The organism is Mycobacterium appelbergii, assembly GCF_032883035.1.
Classification (GTDB): Bacteria; Actinomycetota; Actinomycetes; order Mycobacteriales; family Mycobacteriaceae; genus Mycobacterium; species Mycobacterium appelbergii.
In genome coordinates this window covers 854,694-876,814 of the sequence record NZ_JAMQTH010000001.1, presented here as the reverse complement: position 1 = coordinate 876,814, position 22,121 = coordinate 854,694, and the positions used below count along the sequence as shown (strand labels likewise).

The window sequence follows — 22,121 nt, the reverse complement described above, 5'->3', positions numbered from 1 at the left end:
GGGGTCGGGCTGATGCACCCTCGGCATAAGCCGAGTAATGCTCACTATACACACGGAACTGCAAAAACACGCAAGAGACGCACCTGCGAGTTACCACCGCGGAGGTTGCCCGCCCGCCTCCGCCGGATAGCCTCGTGAACTGCCGATTTGACCTCTCGGTCCGATGTCGCGCGGCATCGGCCTCTATGCTGGCGCTGTGACCGCATCCGATCGGACTGCCGGGGAGGCGATCGCACCGCACGCCGGGATCCCGGCCGACAAACCGGTTCGCACCGCGGCATTCTTCGACCTCGACAAAACGGTGATCGCCAAGTCGAGCACGCTGGCCTTCAGCAAACCCTTCTTCGACCAGGGACTGCTCAACCGCCGGGCCGTCCTCAAGTCCACCTACGCGCAGTTCCTGTTCCTGATGTCCGGGGCCGACCACGAGCAGATGGACCGGATGCGCACCTACATCGCCAACATGTGCACCGGTTGGGACGTCGAACAGGTCAAGTCGATCGTCGGCGAGACGCTGCACGACATCGTCGACCCACTGGTATTCGCCGAAGCGGCCGAACTGATCGCCGATCACAGGTTGTGCGGCCGCGACATCGTCGTGGTGTCGGCGTCGGGTGAGGAGATCGTCGCGCCGATCGCCAGGGCGCTGGGCGCGACCCACGCGATGGCCACGCGGATGGTGGTCGAGGATGGGCGGTACACCGGCGAGATCGCGTTCTACTGCTACGGCGAGGGCAAGGTGGAAGCCATCCGGGCCCTGGCCGCCCGCGAGGGCTACGCCCTTGACCACTGCTACGCCTACTCCGATTCGATCACCGATATCCCGATGCTGGAGTCAGTGGGCCACCCGACGGTGGTCAATCCCGATCGCGCGCTACGCAAAGAGGCCGCCGCGCGCGGCTGGCCCCTGCTGAGTTTCACCAAACCGGTGTCGCTGCGGGACCGTATTCCGGCTCCGTCAGGGGCCGCCGTCGCCACCACCGCCGCGGTCGGGATGAGCGCACTGGCGGCCGGCGCGCTGACGTATTCACTGCTGCGACGCTTCGCATTGTGACCTACCGCGTGTAGTAGCTGAGGCTCCCACGTAACGATCCGGCCGCGGGCCGCATTTTGGGCCTTGAAGTGACCGTGGTCACAGGGTACAAATGAAGCACGGAAGCTTGGTGAGGCCAAGGTATAGCCGGAAGAGAAGGTTATATCTCCCGAACCGAGCTCCTAGCACGGGTTCCAGCACCCACGCGGAGCACATGCCGCGGAATAGGCAAAAGTGTTGCGGGCCTGCGTAGTTGCGAAGAGCGGACGGCACGACGGCTCCTTGGGTGGGGTTGCAGCCGAAGCGCGTCGCAAGGACGCCGAGGCCACCCACGCAACCCACATCGCACGCTTGGTAACCGGGATCCGTGCTAGCGGGCGGCGAGCCGAACTCAGTTTCGGAGCGCCGCCCGCTTTGCGTTGCTGGGGCCCGGATGGACAGGCTCAGGACTGCGGCGCGTCCCGGTACCCCATGGCCGACGAGATGCGGTTGGCGGCACGTCGGACAACCGGTACCAGGCCACGCATGCGCGCGGCAGGCATGTAGGGCCGGGTCGCCGAAACGCTGATAGCCCCCACGATGGCCTTGGATGCGTCACGCACCGGCGCGGCGACGCATCGGATGCCGGGTTCGTTGTCCTCCAAATCCATCGCGGCGCCCATCTTCGCGTAGGTGTGCATCCGCGTACAGAAGTCGACGTCGGTGCGTCTGCCGGTGACCGGTACCTCGACCCGGCCGGTGTCGGCGGTGTACAGCGACTCCCAGCGCTCCGGCGAATCCAACAGCATGGCCATCCCGACGCCGGTCCGCGTCAGCGGCATCCGATGCCCGACCCGGGAGCGCATCTCGGCGCCGCGCGATCCCGGCAGCTTTTCCAGATACAACACCGAGTCGCCGTCGATCACGCCGAGATGGACGGTGTCGTGCACCTGCTCCGACAGCTCCTCAAGAATGGGCCGCGCGACCACCGGCAGCGGATTACCGTGTAGCGCTTTGAATCCGAGTTCGATCAACGCCGGCCCCAGGGTATAGCCGCCGTCGACGTGCCGCAGGAACTCCTCCCGCACCAGCAACTGCACCAGGCGGTGCGTCGTGCTCCGGCCGAGCCCGCTGCGTTCGACCAGCGTGCGCAGGTCACGCGCCCCGTCCGCGACGATCCTGATCACCGCCAGCCCGCGGGCCAGGGTCTGCGTGCCGGGCGGAATGTCCGTGGATACAGCCATACCTTTCAGCGTCCCACATATAGGGACAGTGTTGGATATTTTGGGATTAAGTCCGCATATTGCTGGTTGTGATGCATACCACGTCCACCGCGGACGCGCCCCGGCTCATTGCCCTGGACTGGGGCACCTCCGCCTTGCGGGCGTGGCTGTTGGGCGACGATGCGCGCATCATTGCCGCTCGTCAACGTGACAGTGGGCTGCTCAGTGTCACCACCGGTGCCGATGCCGAGACCCGCGCCCGCGACTATGCGCGCGCCTTCGCCGACGTGTGCGCCGACTGGCTCGAGGCACATCCGGGTCTGCCTGTGATCGCGTGCGGCATGGTGGGAAGCGCGCAGGGTTGGCGGGAAACCGGATACCTGACCGTGCCGACCCCACTGGCCATCGGTGCCGAGACGTTGACGCCAGTCCCCCACGATCACGGGATCTTGCGTCTGATTCCCGGCCTGCGTGTCGAGCACGGCGGCGGCGCCGGTGCGGGAGATGTCATGCGCGGCGAGGAAACCCAGCTCATCGGCATCATGCGCCTACTTGAGGAACCGGCAGGCGAGCTACTCGTCGTGCTGCCCGGAACGCATACGAAGTGGGTCAACATCCGTGCACACCAAGTGCTCTCATTCACCACGGCGATGACCGGTGAGCTCTACGGGCTGCTGACCCGACACGGGATCCTGGCCCGCACAGCCGCCGCGACGGCGGGCGCTACAGCCGTCGACGAGGCCGCGTTCGCCCGCGGCCTGGACGCCGACACCTCACGCGGCGTGGCCGCCGCTCTGTTCGGCGCCCGCGCGCTCGTGCTCGACAACCTGCTCGAGCCGGGCTCACTGCCCGACTATGTCTCCGGTCTGCTGATCGCCGACGAAGTGCGGCACCTGCTGCCCGGACATCGAACTGATCAGCCAATCATATTGTGCGGCAACACCGATCTGTGCCGTCGGTACGCGGCCGCACTCGAGCGGCACGACGTGCGCCCCGCGGCCTCGTTCACCGAGGAAGCCGCGGCGCTCGGCCTGTGGACCGTGGCCGTCAACGCCGGGTTGATCGGCCCCACCCAACGCATTGAGGAGATTTCATGAATCAGCCGACCGGCCTGGTGGCGATTCTGCGCGGCGTGCGTCCGGACGAAATCCTGGCCATCGGCAGTGCCCTGATCGAAGCCGGCTTCCCCGCCATCGAAATACCACTCAACTCCCCACAGCCCTTTGACTCCATCGAACGACTGGCGGCGGCGAGCCCGAGCACATGCGTCGTCGGCGCGGGAACGGTTCTCACCGTCGACGACGTCGTCCGCGCGGAATCCGCGGGTGCACGAATCATCGTCGCGCCCAACGCCGATCAGGACGTGATCGCCGCGGCGGTCACCCGCGGCCTGCGGCCCTATCCCGGGGTGGCCACACCGACCGAGGCATTCCGCGCCGTCGCCGCGGGCGCCATCAGTCTCAAGTTGTTCCCCTCGAACGCGGTCGGGATCTCGGGGATGTCGGCCTGGCGTTCGGTTCTTCCCACGAATGTCGAGATGCTGCCGGTGGGTGGCGTCGACGAGCACAACCTGGCCGAATGGGCCGCCGCCGGTGCCGGCGGTGCGGGCATCGGATCGAGCCTGTACCGCCCCGGCGACGAAGCCGACGTCGTCGGCCGACGTGCGCGCGCCCTCACCCACATCTGGTCCGAGGCAGAGAGGAACGCCTGATGAAGATCAAGTCGATCACAACCTACACCGTGCCGCCGAGGTGGCTGTTCCTGCGCATCGAAACCGACGACGGCCTGGTCGGTTGGGGTGAACCGGTCCTGGAAGGCCGAGCCGCCACCGTTGCGGCTGCCGTCGAAGAGCTGTCCGACTACCTGATCGGCCAGGACCCCGCGCAGATCGAGGACCTGTGGACGGTGCTGTACCGCGGCGGCTTCTACCGCGGGGGCGGTGTCCACATGAGCGCGCTGGCCGGCATCGATCAGGCCCTGTGGGATCTCAAGGGCAAGGCGTTCGGCGTCCCGGCGTACGAACTGCTCGGCGGCCGCGTCCGCGACCAGATCAAGGTCTATTCCTGGATCGGTGGTGACCGGCCGTCTGAAACAGCCAGGGCTGCCCGGGAAGTGGTCGATCTGGGCTTCAGCGCGGTCAAGATGAACGGCACCGAAGAACTGCAGTACCTCGACTCCTGGGACAAGGTGGACCGTGCGGTCGCCAACGTCGCCGCGGTGCGCGACGCGGTGGGGCCGAACATCGGGATCGGCGTGGACTTCCACGGTCGCGTGCACAAGCCGATGGCCAAAGTCCTACTGCGCGAACTCGAGCCGTACCGGTTGATGTTCGTCGAAGAGCCCGTGCTGTCCGAACACATCGACGGGTTCGTCGATGTGTTGCGACAGTCGCCCATCCCCATCGCCCTGGGCGAACGGCTGTTCTCCCGGTGGGACTTCAAGGCTGTCCTGGCCTCGGGCGCGGTCGACATCATCCAGCCGGATCCTTCGCACTGCGGCGGTATCACCGAGGCCCGCAAGATCGCGCACATGGCGGAGGCATACGATGTGGCGCTCGCGCTGCACTGTCCGCTCGGACCGATCGCGTTGGCCGCCTGCCTGCAGATCGATGCCGGCTGTTACAACGCCACGATCCAGGAGCAGAGCCTGGGCATCCACTACAACACGACCAACGACCTGCTCGACTATCTCGTCGACCCGGCCGTGTTCACCTACGCCGACGGTCAGGTGCGGATCCCGTCCGGACCCGGTCTCGGTATCGAGATCAACGAAGAGTTGGTGGCCGAACGGGCCGCCGAAGGTCATCGGTGGCGCAACCCGGTGTGGCGTCACACCGACGGATCCTTCGCGGAGTGGTGAGGCAGATGATGCAGAACAAAACCGCAGTCGCCCCGAACCGCGCCGCCCAGGCGTCGCGGGCACGTGTGCTCATCGCCGTCCTGCTGTTCGTCACCGTGGTGATCAACTACATGGACCGGGCCAACCTGTCGATCGCGATGCCCGCGATCGCCGACGAGATGGATCTGTCCAAGGCTCAGCAGGGTCTGCTGCTGTCCGCGTTCGGATGGACCTATGCGGCACTGCAGATTCCGGGCGGCTGGCTCGTCGACCGCGTGCGGCCCCGCGTGCTCTACCCGGTGTGCCTTGCCCTGTGGTCGTTGGCCACCCTGTTCATGGGCGTCATCGGCGGATTCGTGGCGCTCATCGCGCTGCGCCTGCTCGTCGGGATCTTCGAGGCACCGGCGTATCCGATCAACAACCGCATCGCCACGGCGTGGTTCCCCGAGCGGGAACGGGCCTCGGTGATCGGCTTCTACACCTCCGGCCAGTTCATCGGCCTGGCATTGCTGACGCCGATCCTGGCCTGGCTGCAATCGGTGCTGAGCTGGCACTGGGTCTTCATCGTGACCGGTGCCATCGGGGTGCTCTGGGCCGCGATCTGGTACCTGAGCTACCGCGAGCCGCGTGAGTCCCGCGCCAACGAGGCGGAGATCGCTCTCATCGAAAGTGGCGGCGGGCTCGTCGATGTCGTCGATGAACAGCCCGAGCGGGCGGCGATCACCCGCGCCGACGTCGCGACAGTGCTCGGACGGCGCAAGTTGTGGGGCATCTACCTGGGCCAGTTCTGCCTGACCTCGACGCTGTGGTTCTTCCTGACGTGGTTCCCGACGTATCTGGTCGAGTACCGCGACATGGACTACATCAAGACGGGTTTCCTGGCGTCGCTGCCGTTCATCGCAGCCCTGATCGGCGTGCTGATCTCGGGGGTGTTCTCCGATTTCCTGCTGCGGCAGGGTGTTTCGCTCGGCGCGGCGCGAAAGGGCCCGATCATCACGGGGCTGCTGCTGACGACCGCGATGATCGGCGCGAACTTCACCGATTCCACGGCCATGGTGGTGCTGTTCCTGTCGATCGCGTTCTTCGGCAACGGCCTGGCGTCGATCACCTGGTCACTGGTCTCGGCGCTGGCGCCCAAGCGGCTGCTGGGCCTCACCGGCGGCATGTTCAACTTCATCGGCAATCTGTCGTCGATCGCCACGCCGATCATCATCGGCCTGTTGGTCACCGACCAGAGTTTCGCGCCCGGCTTCGTCTACATGACGGTGGTCACCGCGATCGGGATCGCGGCTTATGTGTTCCTGGTCGGCCGGGTCGAGCGGGTGTCCGGCTAACCCGCCGCCGCCTGGGCGATCTGCAACGCCTCCCGCGCACCGGCGTGCAGCGCTTGGGAACTCAGCAGCAGCCACGCGGTCAACCCGTCAGGTGTGCCCGACGCGAACCCACGCGCCGCGGCCCGGTAGTCCCCCGATCGGCGCATCCAGTGCACCTCGGGGACTCCCAGCCCGTGCGGGTCCAGCCCGCTGGCGATGGTCACCAACCGCGACACCGCACGGGCCACCACGCCGTCGGCGGTGCCGAACGGCTCCAGAGTGAGCAGTTCGCCGTGCGCAACGGCGGCCAGGACCGGCGCGGGCACCCGCGAGCCACCGGTCATGAGTTCGGCCAGGAGCTCAAGACGGCGCCCCACATCGAGGTCGGTGCGCGGGCGGCCGAGATGATCGTCGTCGGCGAGGTCGGCGGCGGCCAGCGAATGCAACCGCGCCAAAGCCTGCAGCGGGGCCCGCTGCCACACCGAGACCAGGGTGGTGGCGCCGCCTTCCAGGGCTTCGGCAACCCGGAGCGCGCCGGCCATCACCGGATCCGGCTCGCCGTCGACAGGCCGCAGGGAACCACCGTCGAGCACCGCAGAGGCCCGGGCCGCCCGCGACGCCGCCTCGGCGGCCGACTGCGGCCAGCCCCGAAGATTCACCCGATGACGATGCGCACGTCCCAGCGCGTCCCGCGCCTCGTCACTCGCCGCGGCCACGCCCGGTAGATCAGCCAGGGGTGCGAGTGGATCGGTCATAGCTGCTCACGCTAGTCGACCGCTCACCGCGCCAACTCCGACCGTTCACCGCATCGGGGCAGCCGCCCATCAGCCATCCGGTGAGGGTCCAACGCTGCTGCAACCTTCGGTGACTAGGCTCACATCCATGACAAACCCGTCAGTGACGCACACCGATGTTCCGTCAGCCTATCCGCCGCCCGCGGATTTCGCGGCCAATGCCAACGCGACGGACCAGCTGTATGTCGAGGCCGCGCAGGACCGGCTGGCGTTCTGGGCGTCCCAGGCCAACCGGCTGAGCTGGCAGACCCCGTTCACCGAAGTACTGGACTGGTCGCAGGCACCGTTTGCGAAGTGGTTCGGCGACGGAAAGCTCAACGTCGCCTACAACTGCGTGGACCGCCACGTCGAGGCCGGTAACGGCGACCGGGTGGCCATCCACTGGGAGGGCGAACCGGTCGGAGACGCGCGTGACATCACCTACGCCCAACTCAAAGACGAGGTCAGCAAGGCCGCCAACGCGCTGACCGAGCTGGGTCTGACCGCCGGGGATCGGGTCGCGATCTACATGCCGATGGTGCCCGAGGCCATCGTGGCGATGCTGGCGTGCGCACGCCTGGGCGTCATGCACAGCGTGGTGTTCGCAGGGTTTTCTGCGGCGGCCCTCAAGGCACGCATCGAGGACGCCGAGGCCAAGCTCGTCATCACCACCGACGGGCAGTACCGCCGCGGCCAGGCTGCCTCGTTGAAGACGGCCGTCGACGAGGCCGTGCAGGGCCAGCCGTCGGTCCAGCACGTGCTGGTGGTCCGGCGCACCGGTATCGACGTGAACTGGACCGAAGGCCGCGATCTGTGGTGGCACGAGACGGTCGACCCGGCGTCGGCCGAGCACATTCCACAAGCATTCGAGTCCGAGCAGCCGCTGTTCCTGCTGTACACCTCGGGCACCACGGGCAAGCCCAAGGGCATCGTCCACACCTCGGGCGGTTACCTGACCCAGGCGGCCTACACCCACTCATGCGTTTTCGACCTCAAGCCCGAGACCGATGTGTACTGGTGCACCGCCGACATCGGCTGGGTCACCGGGCACACCTACATCGTCTACGGACCGCTGGCCAACGGCGCGACGCAGGTCGTTTACGAGGGCACGCCGACCTCACCGACCGAGCACCGGCACTTCGAGATCATCGAAAAATACGGCGTCACAATCTATTACACCGCCCCCACGCTGATCCGCACGTTCATGAAGCTCGGTCGCCAGATTCCAGGGGCCCACGACCTGACCAGCCTGCGCCTGCTCGGGTCGGTCGGCGAGCCGATCAACCCCGAGGCCTGGCGTTGGTACCGGGATGTGGTCGGCGCCAACAAGACTCCCGTCGTGGACACCTGGTGGCAGACCGAGACCGGCGCCATCATGATCTCGCCGCTACCCGGGGTGACCGCGGCCAAGCCCGGCTCGGCGATGACCCCGCTGCCCGGCATCTCGGCGAAGATCGTCGATGACGACGGCAACGAACTGGTCCCCGGCGCCGACGAAGCCGAGCACGTCACCGGCTACCTGGTGCTCGACGAGCCGTGGCCGGCGATGCTGCGGGGCATCTGGGGCGATCCGCAACGGTTCAAAGACACCTACTGGTCCCGGTTCGCCCAGCAGGGCTGGTATTTCGCCGGTGACGGCGCCCGCTACGACGCCGACGGCAACATCTGGGTGCTGGGCCGCATCGACGACGTCATGAACATCTCCGGGCACCGCATCTCCACCGCCGAGGTGGAATCGGCACTCGTCGGGCACTCCGGGGTGGCCGAGGCCGCTGTCGTCGGGGCCAGCGACGACACCACCGGCCAGGCCATCTGCGCGTTCGTCATCCTCAAGGCCAGCGCGCAGGGCGGTGCGGAGAACATGGTCGACGAGCTGCGTAAGCAGGTCTCCCAGGAGATCTCACCGATCGCCCGGCCCCGCGAGATCCATGTGGTGCCCGAGCTGCCCAAGACCCGCAGCGGCAAGATCATGCGCCGGTTGTTGCGCGACGTCGCAGAAGGTCGCGAACTCGGAGACACCTCGACCCTGGTCGACCCCAGCGTCTTCGAAGCCATCCGGGCCAGCAAGTAGCCCGCCTCCCCCGCGGAACTGCATTCCGAGTCGGTAAACGCGTGGTTTAGCGACCCGGAATGCAGTTCCGCGGGATGCAAGCACGGGAGGGACGTCAACCGATCGGGACGTAACCCGTTCCCGGTCGGTTCTTGGCGGTGATGTCGGCCAGCTGGGTGTTGAACGACATCGTGACGGCCGGGGTGTGCAGCGGCACGAATTTGACCACACAGGTCGGCAGGTCCTCGGTGTAAGCGCCGTGGATCATGCCGACCAGCTTGTTGTTGACGGTCACCGGCGCGCCGGAATCGCCGGGCTGGCCGCACACCTGATTGACGATCGTGCCCGGCTCCTGCCCGGGGCCCCAGGTCACCCCGCACGAGTAGCCGGTGGTCCGGCCGAGCTTGCAGGCGATCTCGCCGAACACCGGGTCCGGGCCGAGACCGTCGATCAGGAAACCGTTGACGGTGTTGGTCGGGGTGACCTTCTGCGGATCGAACTCGATCACCGCATAGTCGAGCAGATCGTTGCCTGCCACCATCTTGCCCACCACTCCGGCGTCGTTCGCGCCCTCGGCCGAGACCACGGCGCCGGGACCACCGCAGTGCGCCGAGGTGAAGCCGATCAGGCGGCCCTGGTTGTCGTGGCCGATCGTGGTCAACGTGCAGAATGCTTCGCCGTTGACGACGATGCCCGATCCGCCGCCGAGCGCGACCGGACCGGCCGCATGAGCGGCGGCGGGCGCCAGCAACGCGACCAGTGCGACGATCGGTGCCCAGATGAAAAGCTGCCAGCGGTGCCTGGTCGCCAAGTTTCCCCCAATCGACGCGCCCGACCCGCGCAACCCAATGAATACGGGTGGAGTCTACTGACCAGATGTCGGCCGGGATCGTTTACCGCGCCAGCACATGGCAACATGAACGCCAAACACGCATCCGATGCGGGGAGGAAGCTGCTGTGAGCAATGGTGACCGCAGGAACGGAGTTCCGGCCACGGTGACCTCGATTCCACTGGTGGATCCACACGCGCCGAAGCCGGACCCGTCGATCGGGGAGCTGGTCAAAGACGCCACGGCGCAGGTGTCCACACTCGTGCGCGCCGAGGTGGAACTCGCCAAGGCCGAGATCACGCGCGACGTCAAAAAAGGCCTGACGGGCAGCGTGTTCTTCATCGCGGCGCTCGTGGTGCTGTTCTATTCGACGTTCTTTTTCTTCTTCTTCGTCGCCGAACTGTTGGACACCTGGCTATGGCGCTGGGTGGCGTTCCTCATCGTGTTCGGGGTCATGGTGCTGGTCACCGCGGGGCTGGCGCTGCTGGGCTACCTCAAGGTGCGCCGTATCCGTGGACCGCGACAGACCATCGAGTCGGTGAAGGAAACCCGTGAGGCGCTCACGCCAGGTCATGACAAGAGCGCCGCGCTGACGGCCGCACCGACCAAGCAGGCCACCGCAGACCCGTCAGGCTGGTAGTGCCCCCACCTGATCCGTCGGTCACCCGGATCGACGGACCATGGCGACATCTGCAGGTGCACGCCAACGGTATTCGCTTCCAGGTCGTCGAGGCCGAATCCATCGGGACGACTCCGGTCGCCGATCGGCCGCTGGTGATCCTGCTGCACGGATTCGGCAGCTTCTGGTGGTCATGGCGCCACCAGCTCGCAGGACTGCAGGGGGCCCGCGTCGTCGCCGTTGATCTGCGCGGGTACGGCGGTAGCGACAAACCACCCCGTGGCTATGACGGCTGGACGCTGGCCGGTGACACCGCAGGACTGGTTCGGGCACTGGGCCACAAGACCGCAACGCTGGTCGGCCATGCCGACGGCGGCCTGGTGTGCTGGGCCACCGCGGTGCTGCACCCCCGGGCGGTGCGGGCGATCGCGGTGGTCAGCTCACCGCATCCGGTCGCGTTGCGTACCTCCACGCTCACCCGCCGCGACCAGGGCCGGGCCTTGTTGCCGTGGATGCTGCGGTACCAGGTGCCGTTGTGGCCCGAGCGGACCCTGACCCGCCATCACGCCGACGAGCTCGAGCTCCTGGTCCGCAGCCGCGCGGGCGCCGCATGGCAAGGCACGGCGGACTTCTCCGAAACCATGCACCACCTGCGCCAAGCCATCCAGATTCCCGGCGCCGCCCATTCGGCACTGGAGTACCAGCGGTGGGCGGTCCGCAGTCAACTACGCAGTGAGGGCAGGCGATTCATGCGGTCGATGAAGCGCCCCATCAGCGTGCCGGTGCTGCACCTGCGCGGCGACGCCGATCCGTACGTGCTGGCCGATCCGGTGTACCGCACCCAGCGCTATGCCCCGCATGGCAGATACGTATCCATCGCCGACGCAGGGCATTTCGGCCACGAAGAAGCGCCCGACGAGGTCAACGAGCAGCTGCGGCGATACCTGGCGCAGCTCTACCCGTAGCGGTCCTAGGAAATGCAGGTGCCGGTGGCGACCCGCTGGGTGTTGCCGATCTTGGCGAGCTGACGCTCCACTTCCTTGGCGGTCAGCACGAATCCGGTGTCGACGTCGTCGACCGCGGCACCGAACACCACGCCCAGCACCTTGCCGCTGCGGTTGATCATCGGTCCGCCCGAATTGCCTTGCCGCACTGTGCCCCGAACCGTGTACACCTCACGGGTGACGGTCGTGGTCCGGTAGATGTCCGGGCCGTTGAGTTCGATGATCTCGCGCACCCGCGCGGGCGTGGCCAGGAAGTCGCCACCGCCCGGATAGCCCATCACCACCGCATCGGTGCCCTGGGGCGCCGGCGCGTCGGCAAATGACAGCGGGGCCGACGGCAGATCCGGCACATCGAGGATGGAGATGTCGGCATTGGGATCGTAGGACACCACGCTGGCGTCGTAGGTGGTCCCGTCCACCTCGATCGTGACACTGTCTGCCCCGGCGACCACGTGAGCGTTGGACATCACCCGATTGGGTGCGACCACGAACCCGCTCCCCTCCAACACTTTCTGGCAGCTCGGCGCGATGCCGCGGATCTTGACCACACTCGGTTTCGTGGCGGCCACCACCGCGTCGTTGGCCAGTGCGGCGTCGGGGGCGTCGACGTTGACGATGGGGGTGCGGCCGAACGGCTCCAGCACGTCGGGTAGCCCCGAGTTGTCAAGCAGGCTCGACAACCGCTTCGGCACCGACTTCAGCCAACTCGGCGCGAGGTTGTCCACCTCGGAGAGCACCCGTGAGCCCTTCACCGCCGCAGCGAGGTTGGGTTGGTCCGAGGAAGTCAGCGGCGTGGCCAACAACCACGCTGCAACCAGAATCGCGACCAACTGCAGTGCAACGCCGATCACCGAGTCGATCAGACGCAGGCCACGGTTGCGGATCGCGCCGCGTACCGCCCGGCCCAGCACGACGCCGGCGATCTCACCGATCACCACCAATGCCAGGATCAGGAACAGGGCGGCGAACAGCTTGGTGCGGGGGCCGCTGATGTAGCCGACGACGTGCGGCGACAGCAGCACGCCCGCCACCGCGCCGAGCACCACGCCGATGAACGACATCAGCGAGCCGAGCGCTCCCGACCGCCAACCCGAAATGGCGGCGACGAATGCGATGGCGATGACCGCCAGATCAAGCCAGAGCGAAAGTGTCATTTATTTCCAGTCCAACGGTGGGCTTCACCGTAGCCGTTCTCATGCCCGACTAGCGTCATTGCCTCGTCGAGTTCTCGGACGTCGTCGGTGTTCCATGGCTTGGTCCACCCCGCGACATCGAGCATCGCGGCGATGACCTGGCCGGTGAAGCCCCACACCAGCATTTGGTTAAGTAAGAACGCCGGACCGGCAAAACGGCTGGTATTCGCCTCGCGGTAGACCATGAGGCGGTTTTCCGGATTGGTGAAGGCACGCACCGGCACCCGCGCCACGATCGCCGTTTCGGACTCGTCGACCACCGCCACCGGGCCCGGATCGGGCGAGTAGGCGAGCACCGGCACCACGTGGAACCCCGACGGCGGGATGAACATCCGCTCGAGGGTGGCCAGCGGGTACAGGCGCGTGGTGTCGATCCCGGTCTCCTCGGTCGCTTCCCGGAACGCCGTGGACACCGGGCCGTCGTCGCCGGGATCGGTGGCGCCGCCGGGAAATGCGGCCTGACCGGCGTGGTGGCGCAGCGTCGACGCCCGAACGGTGACGAGCAGATCCGCGTCGTCGGGCAGTGCGCCTGCCGGAGCATCAGGCGGTCCGGAGAACAGGACCAGCACCGCGGCATCGCGTCGCGCGCCTGCCTGCACGGCTTGGTTGTTCGCCTCGACGATCGAGGCCAGCACCTCCGGTGGCACCCGGCGCCGATACGCATGCGGCACGCCGGCGAGGTTGTCCACCAGTGGTTTGAGCCAGGCCGGGGCAACGTCGGGAGTAAGCCCGTCGTGCTTCGAACTCACCCCCGGTACTCCTATCTGGTCGGGCGGATCAACGGGTCGACCGCCGCGGCGATCTCGTCCGCGTCGGCGAAGGATCGGGGCAGGATTTCGGCAACGGTACCGTCCGCACGCAGCACCACTGTCGCAGGCATCACATTCGGCACGCGCAGCGCGGCTGCGATGAGCCGTCGACCATCCTGCAGCGTCGGCAGCCGAACCCCGAGATCGGCGAGCCGCAGCAATCCGGCGGCCTCGTTCTCGTCCTGGTGCACGGTCACCACGAGCGCATCGGACCCGACCCGCCGTTGATACTCGGCCATCGCGGGCAGTTCATCGGCGCAGGGCCCGCACCAGTATGCCCACAGATTGAGCACCACCGGACGTCCGGCCAGTGCGGCGGCCACCTCCACCGGCTCGCCGTCACCGGCGCATTCGACCGTGATGCCGCGCAGTGCCTCCGGACCGGCGCCGGACCCGGGGCCCGGACACGGCGACAGGTGGGCGCGGGCACGGGGACCGGCGAGCGCCTCAGAGGTGTCGGCGTCGCGGTGGTCGCGTGCGGTGGCGGACGGGGTCTGCCCCGCCGGGGCGGCGTCGTCGCGCAGCTCCAGCCAGAACGCCGTGCCCAGTGCCACCAGCACGACGAGCACCACAATCGTCCACCGGGTACCCCAATTCATCGGCTCAGAGTCCGGCCAGCGCCAGCAGATGCTCCGTCTCGGGTCCTTTGACCAGCGCTGCAGCGGTCGGCGGATCAGTGGGTCCGAGGCCGAACGACGGGCAGTCCTTGGCCAGCACACACACCCCGCACGCAGGTTTGCGGGCATGGCAGACGCGTCTGCCGTGGAAGATCACCCGGTGGCTCAGCAGCGTCCACTCACTGCGCTCGATGAGCTCGCCGACGACATGCTCGACTTTCACCGGATCTTCCTCGGCCGTCCAGCGCCACCGGCGGACCAACCGTCCGAAGTGGGTGTCGACGGTGATACCCGGGATGTCGAAGGCATTGCCGAGGATGACGTTGGCGGTCTTGCGGCCGACGCCGGGCAACGTCACGAGATCCGCCATGGTGTCGGGCACCCGTCCGTCGAACCGCTCCACCAACTCCTGCCCCAACCGGATCAGCGAGGTGGTCTTGTTCCGGTAGAAGCCCGTCGGACGAATCAATTCTTCGAGCTCGGTGCGATCGGCCTGCGCGTAATCCAAGGCGGTCCGGTACTTCTTGAACAGGGCGGGCGTGGTCAGGTTGACGCGCTTGTCGGTGCTCTGCGCGGACAAGATGGTGGCCACCGCCAGCTCGAGGGGGTTGGTGAAGTCCAGCTCGCAGTACACGTGTGGAAATGCCTGGGCCAGCGTCCGATTCATCCGCCGGGCCCGACGGACCAGGCCGATGTGCGTTTCCGCGTCCCACTTCTTGGGCCGCGCTGTTTTCCCTGTTCGGGCGACACCCGCGCTCACGCCTGTCAGCGTACTGACACCGGCCGACACGACAGGGAGCGGACCGGTGACAATTCGTGATCCTGCTGAGACCTACGGCGTGTTTACTTCAGCCTTGTGTCTTGGTTGCTGGTGGCGCTCATCCCCGGGTTGCTGATGCTGGCGACCGTCGGGCTCGGGCGGCTCGAAAGGTGGCTCGCCGACGAGCCCGCCCCGTCCGCCGCCACGTCCACCACCGCAGACCGTCCGCAGCGACGCGCCAACACGCGGCCACTGATGATCGAGACACTGACCGGCGACCTCGAAAGTGAGCGTTTGCCAACGCGGCTGTGCACGCAGACCGGCACAAATCCTGAATTTCAGGCGACTCGCCAGGCCAATCGTGTGTAGCGTGGGCTAGTCGCGAACCGCGTACCTCTAGACTGGTCACGGTTATCAGTAAGAGGTCACACCACCAAATAGCTTAAGAGGGGCAACGTGGACGAGATCCTGGCCAGGGCCGGAATCTTCCAGGGAGTCGAACCCACCGCCGTATCGGCGCTGACCAAGCAGTTGCAGCCCGTCGACTTCCCGCGCGGACACACCGTGTTCGCCGAGGGTGAGCCGGGCGATCGGCTTTACATCATCATCTCCGGGAAGGTGAAGATCGGCCGTCGGTCGCCGGACGGCAGGGAGAACCTGCTGACCATCATGGGCCCGTCGGACATGTTCGGTGAGCTGTCGATCTTCGACCCGGGCCCGCGGACGTCGAGCGCCACCACCATCACCGAGGTGCGCGCGGTGTCGATGGATCGCGACGCGCTGCGGGCGTGGATCGCCGACCGCCCCGAGATCGCCGAGCAGCTGCTGCGGGTGCTGGCCCGACGGCTGCGCCGCACGAACAACAACCTGGCCGACCTCATCTTCACCGACGTGCCCGGCCGTGTCGCCAAGCAGCTGCTGCAGCTGGCCCAGCGGTTCGGCACGCAGGAGGGCGGGGCGCTCCGCGTCACCCACGACCTCACGCAGGAGGAGATCGCCCAGCTGGTCGGCGCCTCGCGCGAGACCGTGAACAAGGCACTGGCCGATTTCGCGCATCGCGGCTGGATCCGCCTGGAGGGCAAGAGTGTGCTGATCTCCGACAGCGAGCGTCTCGCAAGGCGCGCCCGCTAGCTCTCGCGAACCCCCCGAACCCCGCGAAACGGCATTCCAGCAGCGAAAGTGCGAGTAGTCACCTGCTGGAATGCGGTTTCGGCGAGGTGTCAAGCCCGTAGGTAGTCGAGCTGAGCTTGGACGCTCCATTCGGCGGCATCCCACAACGACTCGTCGACGTCGGTGTAGACGTGTTCGACGATCTGCCGTGCGGTGGCGTCCTCGCCGAGCGCCCGCAACGCATCCCGTACCTGGTTGAGCCGCTCCTCGCGGTGTGCGAGGTACATCGTGGTGACGTCTTCGAGGCTGCCGAGGTCCGGCCCGTGCCCGGGCAGCACCGTGCGGGGCCCGAGACCCTGCAGCCGGCGCAGTGAGTCCAGATAGTCGCGCAGGCTGCCGTCCTCGGTGTCGATGACGGTGGTGCCACGCCCCAGCACGGTGTCGGCGGTCAGCACGGCATCGTCGAGCACGAACGCCAGCGAGTCCACAGTGTGGCCCGGGGTGGCCATCACGGTGATCCGCAGGCCCGCCGCGTCGATCACCTCACCGTCGGTCAGCGGGCCGCCGAGGCCCCGCAGGAACCCGCTCCCGACCGCCCGCACGACCGCCCCGGTGGCATCGACCAATTTGTCGATGCCCCCGGTGTGGTCTTCGTGCTTGTGGCTGATCAACACCAGCGCCACGCGGCCGAGTTCGGCGATACGGCCGATGTGATCGTCGTCGTCCGGGCCGGGATCGACGATCACCACCTCGTCGCTGCCCTGGCCGCGCAGCACCCAGGTGTTGGTGCCCTCCAGGGTCATCAGCCCGGGGTTGTCGCAGAGGAGCACCGAAGCCGACGGGGTGACCGGCCTCAGCAGCCCGTAGGCCGGGTGCTCCAACGTCACGCGACCTCGACGATGATCTCCACCTCGACGGGCGTGTTGCGCGGCAGCTCGAAAACGCCTACCGCGGAGCGGGCATGGGCACCGGCGTCACCGAATACCTCACCCAGGAATTCGGAGGCACCGTTGATGACGCCGGGCTGGCCGCTGAAACCAGGTGCGGAGGCCACGAATCCGACCACCTTGACCACCTTGACCACGGCGTCGATGCCCACCAGTGCATGCACGGCGGCCAACGCATTGAGTGCGCAGATCCGGGCCAGTGCCTTGGCTTCCTCCGGGCTCACCTCGGCGCCGACCTTGCCCGTCTGGGCCAGCTCGCCGGCCTCGATGGGCAACTGGCCCGAGGTGTAGACCATGTTGCCGCTCTGCACGGCGGGCACGTAGGCGGCCAGCGGCGCGACCACCGCGGGCAGTTCGATACCGAGTTCGGCGAGCCTGGCCGAGGCGGGGGCGGTCACTTCGGCCGCTTCAGGTAGGCGACGTGCTGTTCACCGGTCGGGCCGGGGAGCACGGACACGAGCTCCCAGCCGTCGTGGCCCCACTGGTCAAGGATCTGTTTTGTGGCGTGCGTCAGCAACGGCACCGTCGCGTACTCCCACCGGGTCGGTTCGGTCATGTGCTGAGCCTATCGGTAGGGCGACCGCCCTTGGTTAGCATGCACTGGTGGCAACCACAGAAAGCGGCGTCAAACCGGTCGGTTGGCCGTCGCGCCTCACAAAAGCGCGACTGCACTTCGTCACCGGCAAGGGTGGCACCGGCAAATCGACCATCGCCGCGGCGCTGGCCCTGGCGTTGGCCGCGGGGGGCCGCAGGGTGCTGTTGGTCGAAGTCGAGGAACGTCAAGGCATCGCGCAGCTGTTCGACGTTCCACCGCTGCCGTACGAGGAGGTCAAGGTTGCCACCGCCGACGGCGGCGGGCAGGTCAACGCGCTGGCCATCGACATCGAGGCCGCGTTCCTGGAATACCTGGACATGTTCTACAACCTCGGCCTGGCCGGCCGGGCGATGCGACGCATCGGCGCCATCGAGTTCGCCACGACCATCGCTCCCGGCCTGCGCGATGTGCTGCTGACGGGCAAGATCAAAGAGATCGTGGTGCGCGGCACGAAGGAAGGCAAGCGGGACAAGCGCACCGCGTACGACGCGGTGGTGGTCGATTCCCCGCCCACCGGGCGCATCCCCCGGTTCCTCGACGTCACCAAGGCGGTATCGGATCTGGCCAAGGGCGGCCCGGTGCATTCGCAGGCCGATGGGGTGGTCAAGCTGCTGCATTCCGAGCAGACCGCCATCCACCTGGTGACGCTGCTGGAGGCGCTGCCGATCCAGGAAACCCTCGAGGCCATCGACGAGCTGACCGCGATGGGACTGCCGATCGGCAGCGTCATCGTCAACCGCAACATCCCGGCGTATCTGTCCCCGGACGAGCTGGCCAAGGCCACCGACGGCGCCATCGACGCCGACCAGGTTCGCGCCGACCTGGCCAAAACCGGAATCACGTTGCCCGACAGCGATTTCGCCGGACTTCTCACCGAGACCATCCAACACGCCACCCGGATCGCGGCCCGCGCCGAAAGCGCCGAGATGCTCGATGCTCTCGACGTGCCCCGCCTGGAACTGCCCGCACTGACCGACGGTGTGGATCTCGGCAGCCTCTATGAACTTGCCGAAGCACTCGCCCAACAGGGAGTCAGATGAGCACCACACCGCCCGCCCTTGACATGCACACGATCCTGTCCGACACCAGCAACCGCGTCGTAGTGTGCTGTGGTGCAGGCGGTGTCGGCAAGACCACCACCGCCGCCGCGATGGCGCTGCGCGCCGCCGAGTACGGGCGCACGGTCGTGGTCCTCACCATCGATCCAGCCAAGCGGCTGGCCCAGGCGCTCGGTATCAAAGATCTGGGCAACACCCCGCAGCGGGTCCCGCTGGCACCCGAGGTGAGCGGTGAACTGCACGCCATGATGTTGGACATGCGCCGCACGTTCGACGAGATGGTGCTCCAGTACTCCGGGCCGGACCGCGCGGATTCGATTCTGGAGAACCAGTTTTACCAAACTGTGGCCACCTCACTGGCCGGCACACAGGAGTACATGGCGATGGAGAAACTCGGTCAGCTGCTGGCCGAGGACAAATGGGATCTGGTGGTGGTGGACACGCCGCCGTCCCGCAACGCGCTGGACTTCCTCGATGCGCCCAAGCGGTTGGGCAGCTTCATGGACAGCAGGCTGTGGCGGATGCTGCTGGCACCGGGGCGCGGTATCGGGCGCCTGGTGACCGGCGCAGTGGGCCTGGCCATGAAGGCGCTGTCCACCGTGCTGGGTTCGCAGATGCTTTCTGATGCAGCAGGTTTCGTCCAATCACTGGACGCCACCTTCGGCGGATTCCGGGAGAAGGCCGACCGCACCTACGAGCTGCTGAAGCGGCGCGGCACCCAGTTCGTGGTGGTGTCTGCGGCCGAGCCGGACGCACTGCGCGAGGCATCGTTCTTCGTCGACCGGCTTTCACGCGAGCGGATGCCGTTGGCGGGGCTCATCCTGAACCGCACGCATCCGACGCTGTGCGAACTGCATGCCGAAAAAACCGAGGAAGCCGCCGACACGTTGGCCGCAGACGATCCGGAATCGTTGACCGCGGCGGTCCTGCGGATCCATGCCGAACGCGCACAGACCGCGAAACGTGAAGTGCGCCTGCTGTCCCGGTTCACCGGGGCCAATCCGCACGTCGCGATAGTCGGAGTGCCGTCGTTGCCGTTCGACGTATCAGATCTGGAAGCGCTGCGGGCGATCGCCGATCAGATCACCGGCGTCGCCGAACCCGTCTGAGCGCCGTCCTCGAGGTACCGACGGACCTGCAGGCCGATGCGCTGCATGGCCGCCAGCACGGGGTCACGATGGTCCTGTCCCCACGGCCAGTTGACCAGGACGGCGTAAGCGATCCTGCGGCCGCTGACAGTACTTCCCACGCAGCCGATGTCGATCCTGGCATCGGATATGGTTCCGGTCTTGTTCCACAGCTCGAAGCCGTGGTCGGCGCCGGTGTGAGCCAAGGGGTCGAGGCCGAAAGACTGTGCCACCATTGACAAGTCGGCGTTGACACCGAGCCAGCGCCGCACCCGCTGCGAGACGGCACCGCTGTGGATGTCGCCGGCGTCGAGACGGGCGATGAATGCGCACAGTTCCGCGGCATTACCCACCGACAGGGTCAGCGGATCATCTTCGGGACGGTTCAGCCGGACCATGTCGCGAAGTCCGCTCTCGGTGAACCCGAGGTCACTGGTCGCGCGTTGCACGACATCGAGCCCGAGCCGGCGAAGGAGCACGTTGGTCGCCATGTTGTCGCTGACCGCCCCGATCAGCAGGCAGAGGTCTTCGACGCGCTGGTCCTGCCGGCGCAGCAGGTAGAGGATCCCCGAGTCGGCCACCCGGTCTTCGGGGACGGCGGTGATGACCTCGTCCGGATCCAATGTCCCGTCCTCGAATCGCCGCGCCACCTCGGCCAGCAGGAAGACCTTGCCCACGCTCGCGGTCTTGAGCACCCGCGACGAATCATGTTCCCAGACAATCTCGCCGGTGGTCAGGTCCGTGACACGGGCCGACATCGTGGCCGCGTCGGGGAGCCACGACGGTGCCTGGGCGAAAGGATTCACGAGTCGAGTGCTCTGTCAGCCACGGTGTTGACCTCGGTGTCGACTTCTGTGTCGACCGGCACCTTCCCGTACCGCTTACGCAGCACGTAGGCGATGAGGACAACGATCAGGCTCATCACGCTCGCGATCAACTGCACCCGCTGATCGGCACTGAAGACCATGGCTATCAGCACAATCGCGAACGCCGCGATGACCGCCACGGTCAGATACGGGAAGAACCACATCCGCAGGGTCAACCGGGACGGGTCTTCGCGTTCGATCGCGCGGCGCACCCGCAACTCCGAGACGGCGATCATCACATACATGAAGATCGCCACCACGCCAGAGGAATTCACCAGGAACAGGAACAGGGAATCGGGGGCGATGTAGGCGAGCCCCACCGAGATCCAACCGACCGCCGTGCTGGCGAGGACCGCCCGTGCGGGTACCCCGCGGCTATCGGTCCGCACGAGCCAATCGGGTGCGTCACCGTGCGATGCGAGGACCCGCAGGATGCGTGAGGACGTGTAGATGGAGGAGTTCAGCACCGAAAGAACAGCGGTGAGGATGACGAAGTTCATGATCATGCCGGCCCCGGGGATTCCCAGGTTGTCCAGGGCCGCAACGTAAGGGCTGGACAGCACCGACCCGTCACTCCACGGCAGGATGCACACGACGAGGAAGATCGAGCCGACGTAGAAGAGGATGATCCGCCAGATGACCCCGGTGGTGGCCTTGGCCACCGACTTGGCGGGCTCGGCGCTCTCCGCCGCGGCGATCGTGACGATCTCGGCTCCACCGAACGCGAAGATCACCACCACGACGGCGCTCAGGATCGACCCGAATCCGTTGGGGGCGAAGCCACCATGGGCCACGAGATTGCCCAGGCCGCCGGTGTCGCCGGGCCACACCCCGGCGACCCAGAGCACGCCGAGGATGATGAATGCGACGATGGCCGCGACCTTGATGCTCGCGAACCAGAACTCGAACTCTCCGAACCACTTCACGGAGATGAGGTTGACGACGGTCATCACGGCCATCAGCAGCATGGCCATCACCCACAGCGGCAACCCGACCCACACGTGCAGGATCTGCGCACCGGCCACCGCTTCGACCGCGATGATGATCACGTAGTAGTACCAGTACAACCAGCCGATGGTGAACCCCGCCCAGGGGCCGATGCCGATCCGGGCGTAGTCGGCGAACGACCCCGCCTTGGGCTTGGCGACCACCATCTCGCCGAGCATCCGCAGCGTGCACAGCACCAGGGCGCCGGCCAGGCAGTACGAGATTATGGCTGCGGGGCCTGCCGTCTGGATGACCGCGCCGCTGCCGACGAAGAGCCCGGCACCGATGGCGCCACCGATGGCGATCATGGTCATGTGCCGCGTCTTGAGCGACCTGGCCAGACCGGAGCGCGGTTCAGTGGATGACGACATGTCAGACCTCGATCCGATG

24 protein-coding genes are annotated in these 22,121 nt (G+C 66.9%); 12 read left to right on the top strand and 12 right to left on the bottom strand.

Annotated elements, in window-relative coordinates; translation table 11 throughout:
- The first annotated feature begins 163 nt into the window (after positions 1 to 163).
- Complete coding sequence (locus tag M1247_RS04155; protein ID WP_317154968.1) at positions 164 to 1,054, top strand: HAD-IB family hydrolase; 891 nt, start codon at positions 164 to 166, stop codon at positions 1,052 to 1,054.
- Positions 1,055 to 1,476: 422 nt separating this feature from the next.
- On the opposite strand, the gene M1247_RS04150 is transcribed toward M1247_RS04155, so the two are convergent.
- The gene (locus tag M1247_RS04150) at positions 1,477 to 2,256 is read right to left on the bottom strand and encodes an IclR family transcriptional regulator (protein WP_317154967.1); all 780 of its coding nucleotides are present in this window, start codon (positions 2,254 to 2,256) and stop codon (positions 1,477 to 1,479) included.
- A gap of 71 nt (positions 2,257 to 2,327) precedes the next feature.
- On the opposite strand from M1247_RS04150, the gene M1247_RS04145 reads away from it, so the two are divergent.
- Genes M1247_RS04145 through M1247_RS04130 form a run of 4 tightly spaced genes read left to right on the top strand, consistent with a single transcriptional unit; the run spans position 2,328 to position 6,407 of the window.
- Entirely contained in the window at positions 2,328 to 3,332 is a 1,005-nt protein-coding gene (locus tag M1247_RS04145; protein ID WP_317155030.1) for a 2-dehydro-3-deoxygalactonokinase, read from the top strand.
- Positions 3,329 to 3,946: a 2-dehydro-3-deoxy-6-phosphogalactonate aldolase gene (locus M1247_RS04140; protein ID WP_317154966.1), complete on the top strand. Its 618-nt coding sequence runs from the start codon at positions 3,329 to 3,331 to the stop codon at positions 3,944 to 3,946. The genes M1247_RS04145 and M1247_RS04140 overlap by 4 nt, the downstream gene beginning before the upstream one ends.
- Positions 3,946 to 5,094, top strand: a complete 1,149-nt coding sequence (gene dgoD / locus M1247_RS04135; RefSeq protein WP_317154965.1) for a galactonate dehydratase — start codon at positions 3,946 to 3,948, stop codon at positions 5,092 to 5,094. The genes M1247_RS04140 and dgoD overlap by 1 nt, the downstream gene beginning before the upstream one ends.
- A gap of 5 nt (positions 5,095 to 5,099) precedes the next feature.
- Positions 5,100 to 6,407, top strand: a complete 1,308-nt coding sequence (locus tag M1247_RS04130; protein WP_317154964.1) for an MFS transporter — start codon at positions 5,100 to 5,102, stop codon at positions 6,405 to 6,407.
- Here the strand turns inward: M1247_RS04130 and M1247_RS04125 are convergent.
- Positions 6,404 to 7,141, bottom strand: coding sequence for a Fic family protein (locus M1247_RS04125; RefSeq protein WP_317154963.1), 738 nt, complete (start codon positions 7,139 to 7,141; stop codon positions 6,404 to 6,406). The two genes, M1247_RS04130 and M1247_RS04125, sit on opposite strands and share 4 nt — an antisense overlap.
- Positions 7,142 to 7,268: 127 nt before the next feature.
- On the opposite strand from M1247_RS04125, the gene acs reads away from it, so the two are divergent.
- Complete coding sequence (gene acs, locus M1247_RS04120) at positions 7,269 to 9,230, top strand: acetate--CoA ligase (RefSeq protein WP_317154962.1); 1,962 nt, start codon at positions 7,269 to 7,271, stop codon at positions 9,228 to 9,230.
- A gap of 94 nt (positions 9,231 to 9,324) precedes the next feature.
- Here acs and M1247_RS04115 read toward each other — a convergent pair whose 3' ends face one another.
- Positions 9,325 to 10,020: a S1 family peptidase gene (locus M1247_RS04115; RefSeq protein WP_317154961.1), complete on the bottom strand. Its 696-nt coding sequence runs from the start codon at positions 10,018 to 10,020 to the stop codon at positions 9,325 to 9,327.
- A gap of 146 nt (positions 10,021 to 10,166) precedes the next feature.
- Here M1247_RS04115 and M1247_RS04110 point away from each other — a divergent pair, with 146 nt between their 5' ends.
- The gene (locus M1247_RS04110; protein WP_317154960.1) at positions 10,167 to 10,679 is read left to right on the top strand and encodes a phage holin family protein; all 513 of its coding nucleotides are present in this window, start codon (positions 10,167 to 10,169) and stop codon (positions 10,677 to 10,679) included.
- Positions 10,679 to 11,623 (top strand): alpha/beta fold hydrolase, encoded by a 945-nt coding sequence (locus M1247_RS04105; protein ID WP_317154959.1) that lies wholly within the window; start codon positions 10,679 to 10,681, stop codon positions 11,621 to 11,623. The genes M1247_RS04110 and M1247_RS04105 overlap by 1 nt, the downstream gene beginning before the upstream one ends.
- A gap of 5 nt (positions 11,624 to 11,628) precedes the next feature.
- Here the strand turns inward: M1247_RS04105 and marP are convergent, their stop codons facing one another.
- From marP to nth, 4 genes are read right to left on the bottom strand one after another with little or no spacing between them, the layout of a single operon-like run.
- Positions 11,629 to 12,816: an acid resistance serine protease MarP gene (marP, locus tag M1247_RS04100; RefSeq protein ID WP_317154958.1), complete on the bottom strand. Its 1,188-nt coding sequence runs from the start codon at positions 12,814 to 12,816 to the stop codon at positions 11,629 to 11,631.
- Positions 12,813 to 13,604 carry an NUDIX hydrolase gene (locus tag M1247_RS04095; protein WP_317154957.1) on the bottom strand — a complete coding sequence of 264 codons (792 nt, stop codon included), beginning with the start codon at positions 13,602 to 13,604 and terminating at the stop codon, positions 12,813 to 12,815. The genes marP and M1247_RS04095 overlap by 4 nt, the downstream gene beginning before the upstream one ends.
- Positions 13,605 to 13,615: 11 nt before the next feature.
- A complete protein-coding gene (locus M1247_RS04090) occupies positions 13,616 to 14,263 on the bottom strand; it encodes a TlpA family protein disulfide reductase (protein ID WP_317154956.1) in 648 nt (215 codons plus the stop codon).
- Positions 14,264 to 14,267: 4 nt separating this feature from the next.
- Entirely contained in the window at positions 14,268 to 15,041 is a 774-nt protein-coding gene (gene nth / locus M1247_RS04085; protein WP_458695187.1) for an endonuclease III, read from the bottom strand.
- 111 nt (positions 15,042 to 15,152) lie between these two features.
- Here nth and M1247_RS36520 point away from each other — a divergent pair, with 111 nt between their 5' ends.
- Positions 15,153 to 15,410 (top strand): hypothetical protein, encoded by a 258-nt coding sequence (locus tag M1247_RS36520; RefSeq protein ID WP_317155028.1) that lies wholly within the window; start codon positions 15,153 to 15,155, stop codon positions 15,408 to 15,410.
- Positions 15,411 to 15,497: 87 nt separating this feature from the next.
- Positions 15,498 to 16,172, top strand: a complete 675-nt coding sequence (gene crp / locus M1247_RS04075) for a cAMP-activated global transcriptional regulator CRP (RefSeq protein WP_003883807.1) — start codon at positions 15,498 to 15,500, stop codon at positions 16,170 to 16,172.
- Between the two features lie 89 nt (positions 16,173 to 16,261).
- Here crp and M1247_RS04070 read toward each other — a convergent pair whose 3' ends face one another.
- The 3 genes from M1247_RS04070 to M1247_RS04060 are packed head-to-tail and all read right to left on the bottom strand — an operon-like array spanning position 16,262 to position 17,654.
- Positions 16,262 to 17,038 (bottom strand): MBL fold metallo-hydrolase, encoded by a 777-nt coding sequence (locus M1247_RS04070; RefSeq protein ID WP_317154955.1) that lies wholly within the window; start codon positions 17,036 to 17,038, stop codon positions 16,262 to 16,264.
- Positions 17,035 to 17,496 carry a RidA family protein gene (locus M1247_RS04065; RefSeq protein ID WP_317154954.1) on the bottom strand — a complete coding sequence of 154 codons (462 nt, stop codon included), beginning with the start codon at positions 17,494 to 17,496 and terminating at the stop codon, positions 17,035 to 17,037. The genes M1247_RS04070 and M1247_RS04065 overlap by 4 nt, the downstream gene beginning before the upstream one ends.
- Complete coding sequence (locus M1247_RS04060; protein WP_317154953.1) at positions 17,493 to 17,654, bottom strand: Sp36 family protein; 162 nt, start codon at positions 17,652 to 17,654, stop codon at positions 17,493 to 17,495. Before M1247_RS04060 ends, M1247_RS04065 begins: the two co-directional genes overlap by 4 nt.
- A 44-nt stretch (positions 17,655 to 17,698) precedes the next feature.
- On the opposite strand from M1247_RS04060, the gene M1247_RS04055 reads away from it, so the two are divergent.
- Together M1247_RS04055 and M1247_RS04050 are read left to right on the top strand one after the other, a co-directional pair.
- On the top strand, positions 17,699 to 18,733 hold the full coding sequence (locus tag M1247_RS04055; protein WP_317155027.1) for an ATPase BagA: 1,035 nt from the start codon (positions 17,699 to 17,701) through the stop codon (positions 18,731 to 18,733).
- Positions 18,730 to 19,860 (top strand): ATPase BagB, encoded by a 1,131-nt coding sequence (locus M1247_RS04050; protein ID WP_317154952.1) that lies wholly within the window; start codon positions 18,730 to 18,732, stop codon positions 19,858 to 19,860. The genes M1247_RS04055 and M1247_RS04050 overlap by 4 nt, the downstream gene beginning before the upstream one ends.
- Here M1247_RS04050 and M1247_RS04045 read toward each other — a convergent pair.
- Positions 19,830 to 20,684, bottom strand: coding sequence for a serine hydrolase (locus M1247_RS04045; protein ID WP_317154951.1), 855 nt, complete (start codon positions 20,682 to 20,684; stop codon positions 19,830 to 19,832). The genes M1247_RS04050 and M1247_RS04045 overlap by 31 nt on opposite strands.
- The gene (locus M1247_RS04040) at positions 20,681 to 22,102 is read right to left on the bottom strand and encodes an amino acid permease (RefSeq protein WP_317154950.1); all 1,422 of its coding nucleotides are present in this window, start codon (positions 22,100 to 22,102) and stop codon (positions 20,681 to 20,683) included. The genes M1247_RS04045 and M1247_RS04040 overlap by 4 nt, the downstream gene beginning before the upstream one ends.
- Between the last annotated feature and the right edge of the window lie 19 nt (positions 22,103 to 22,121).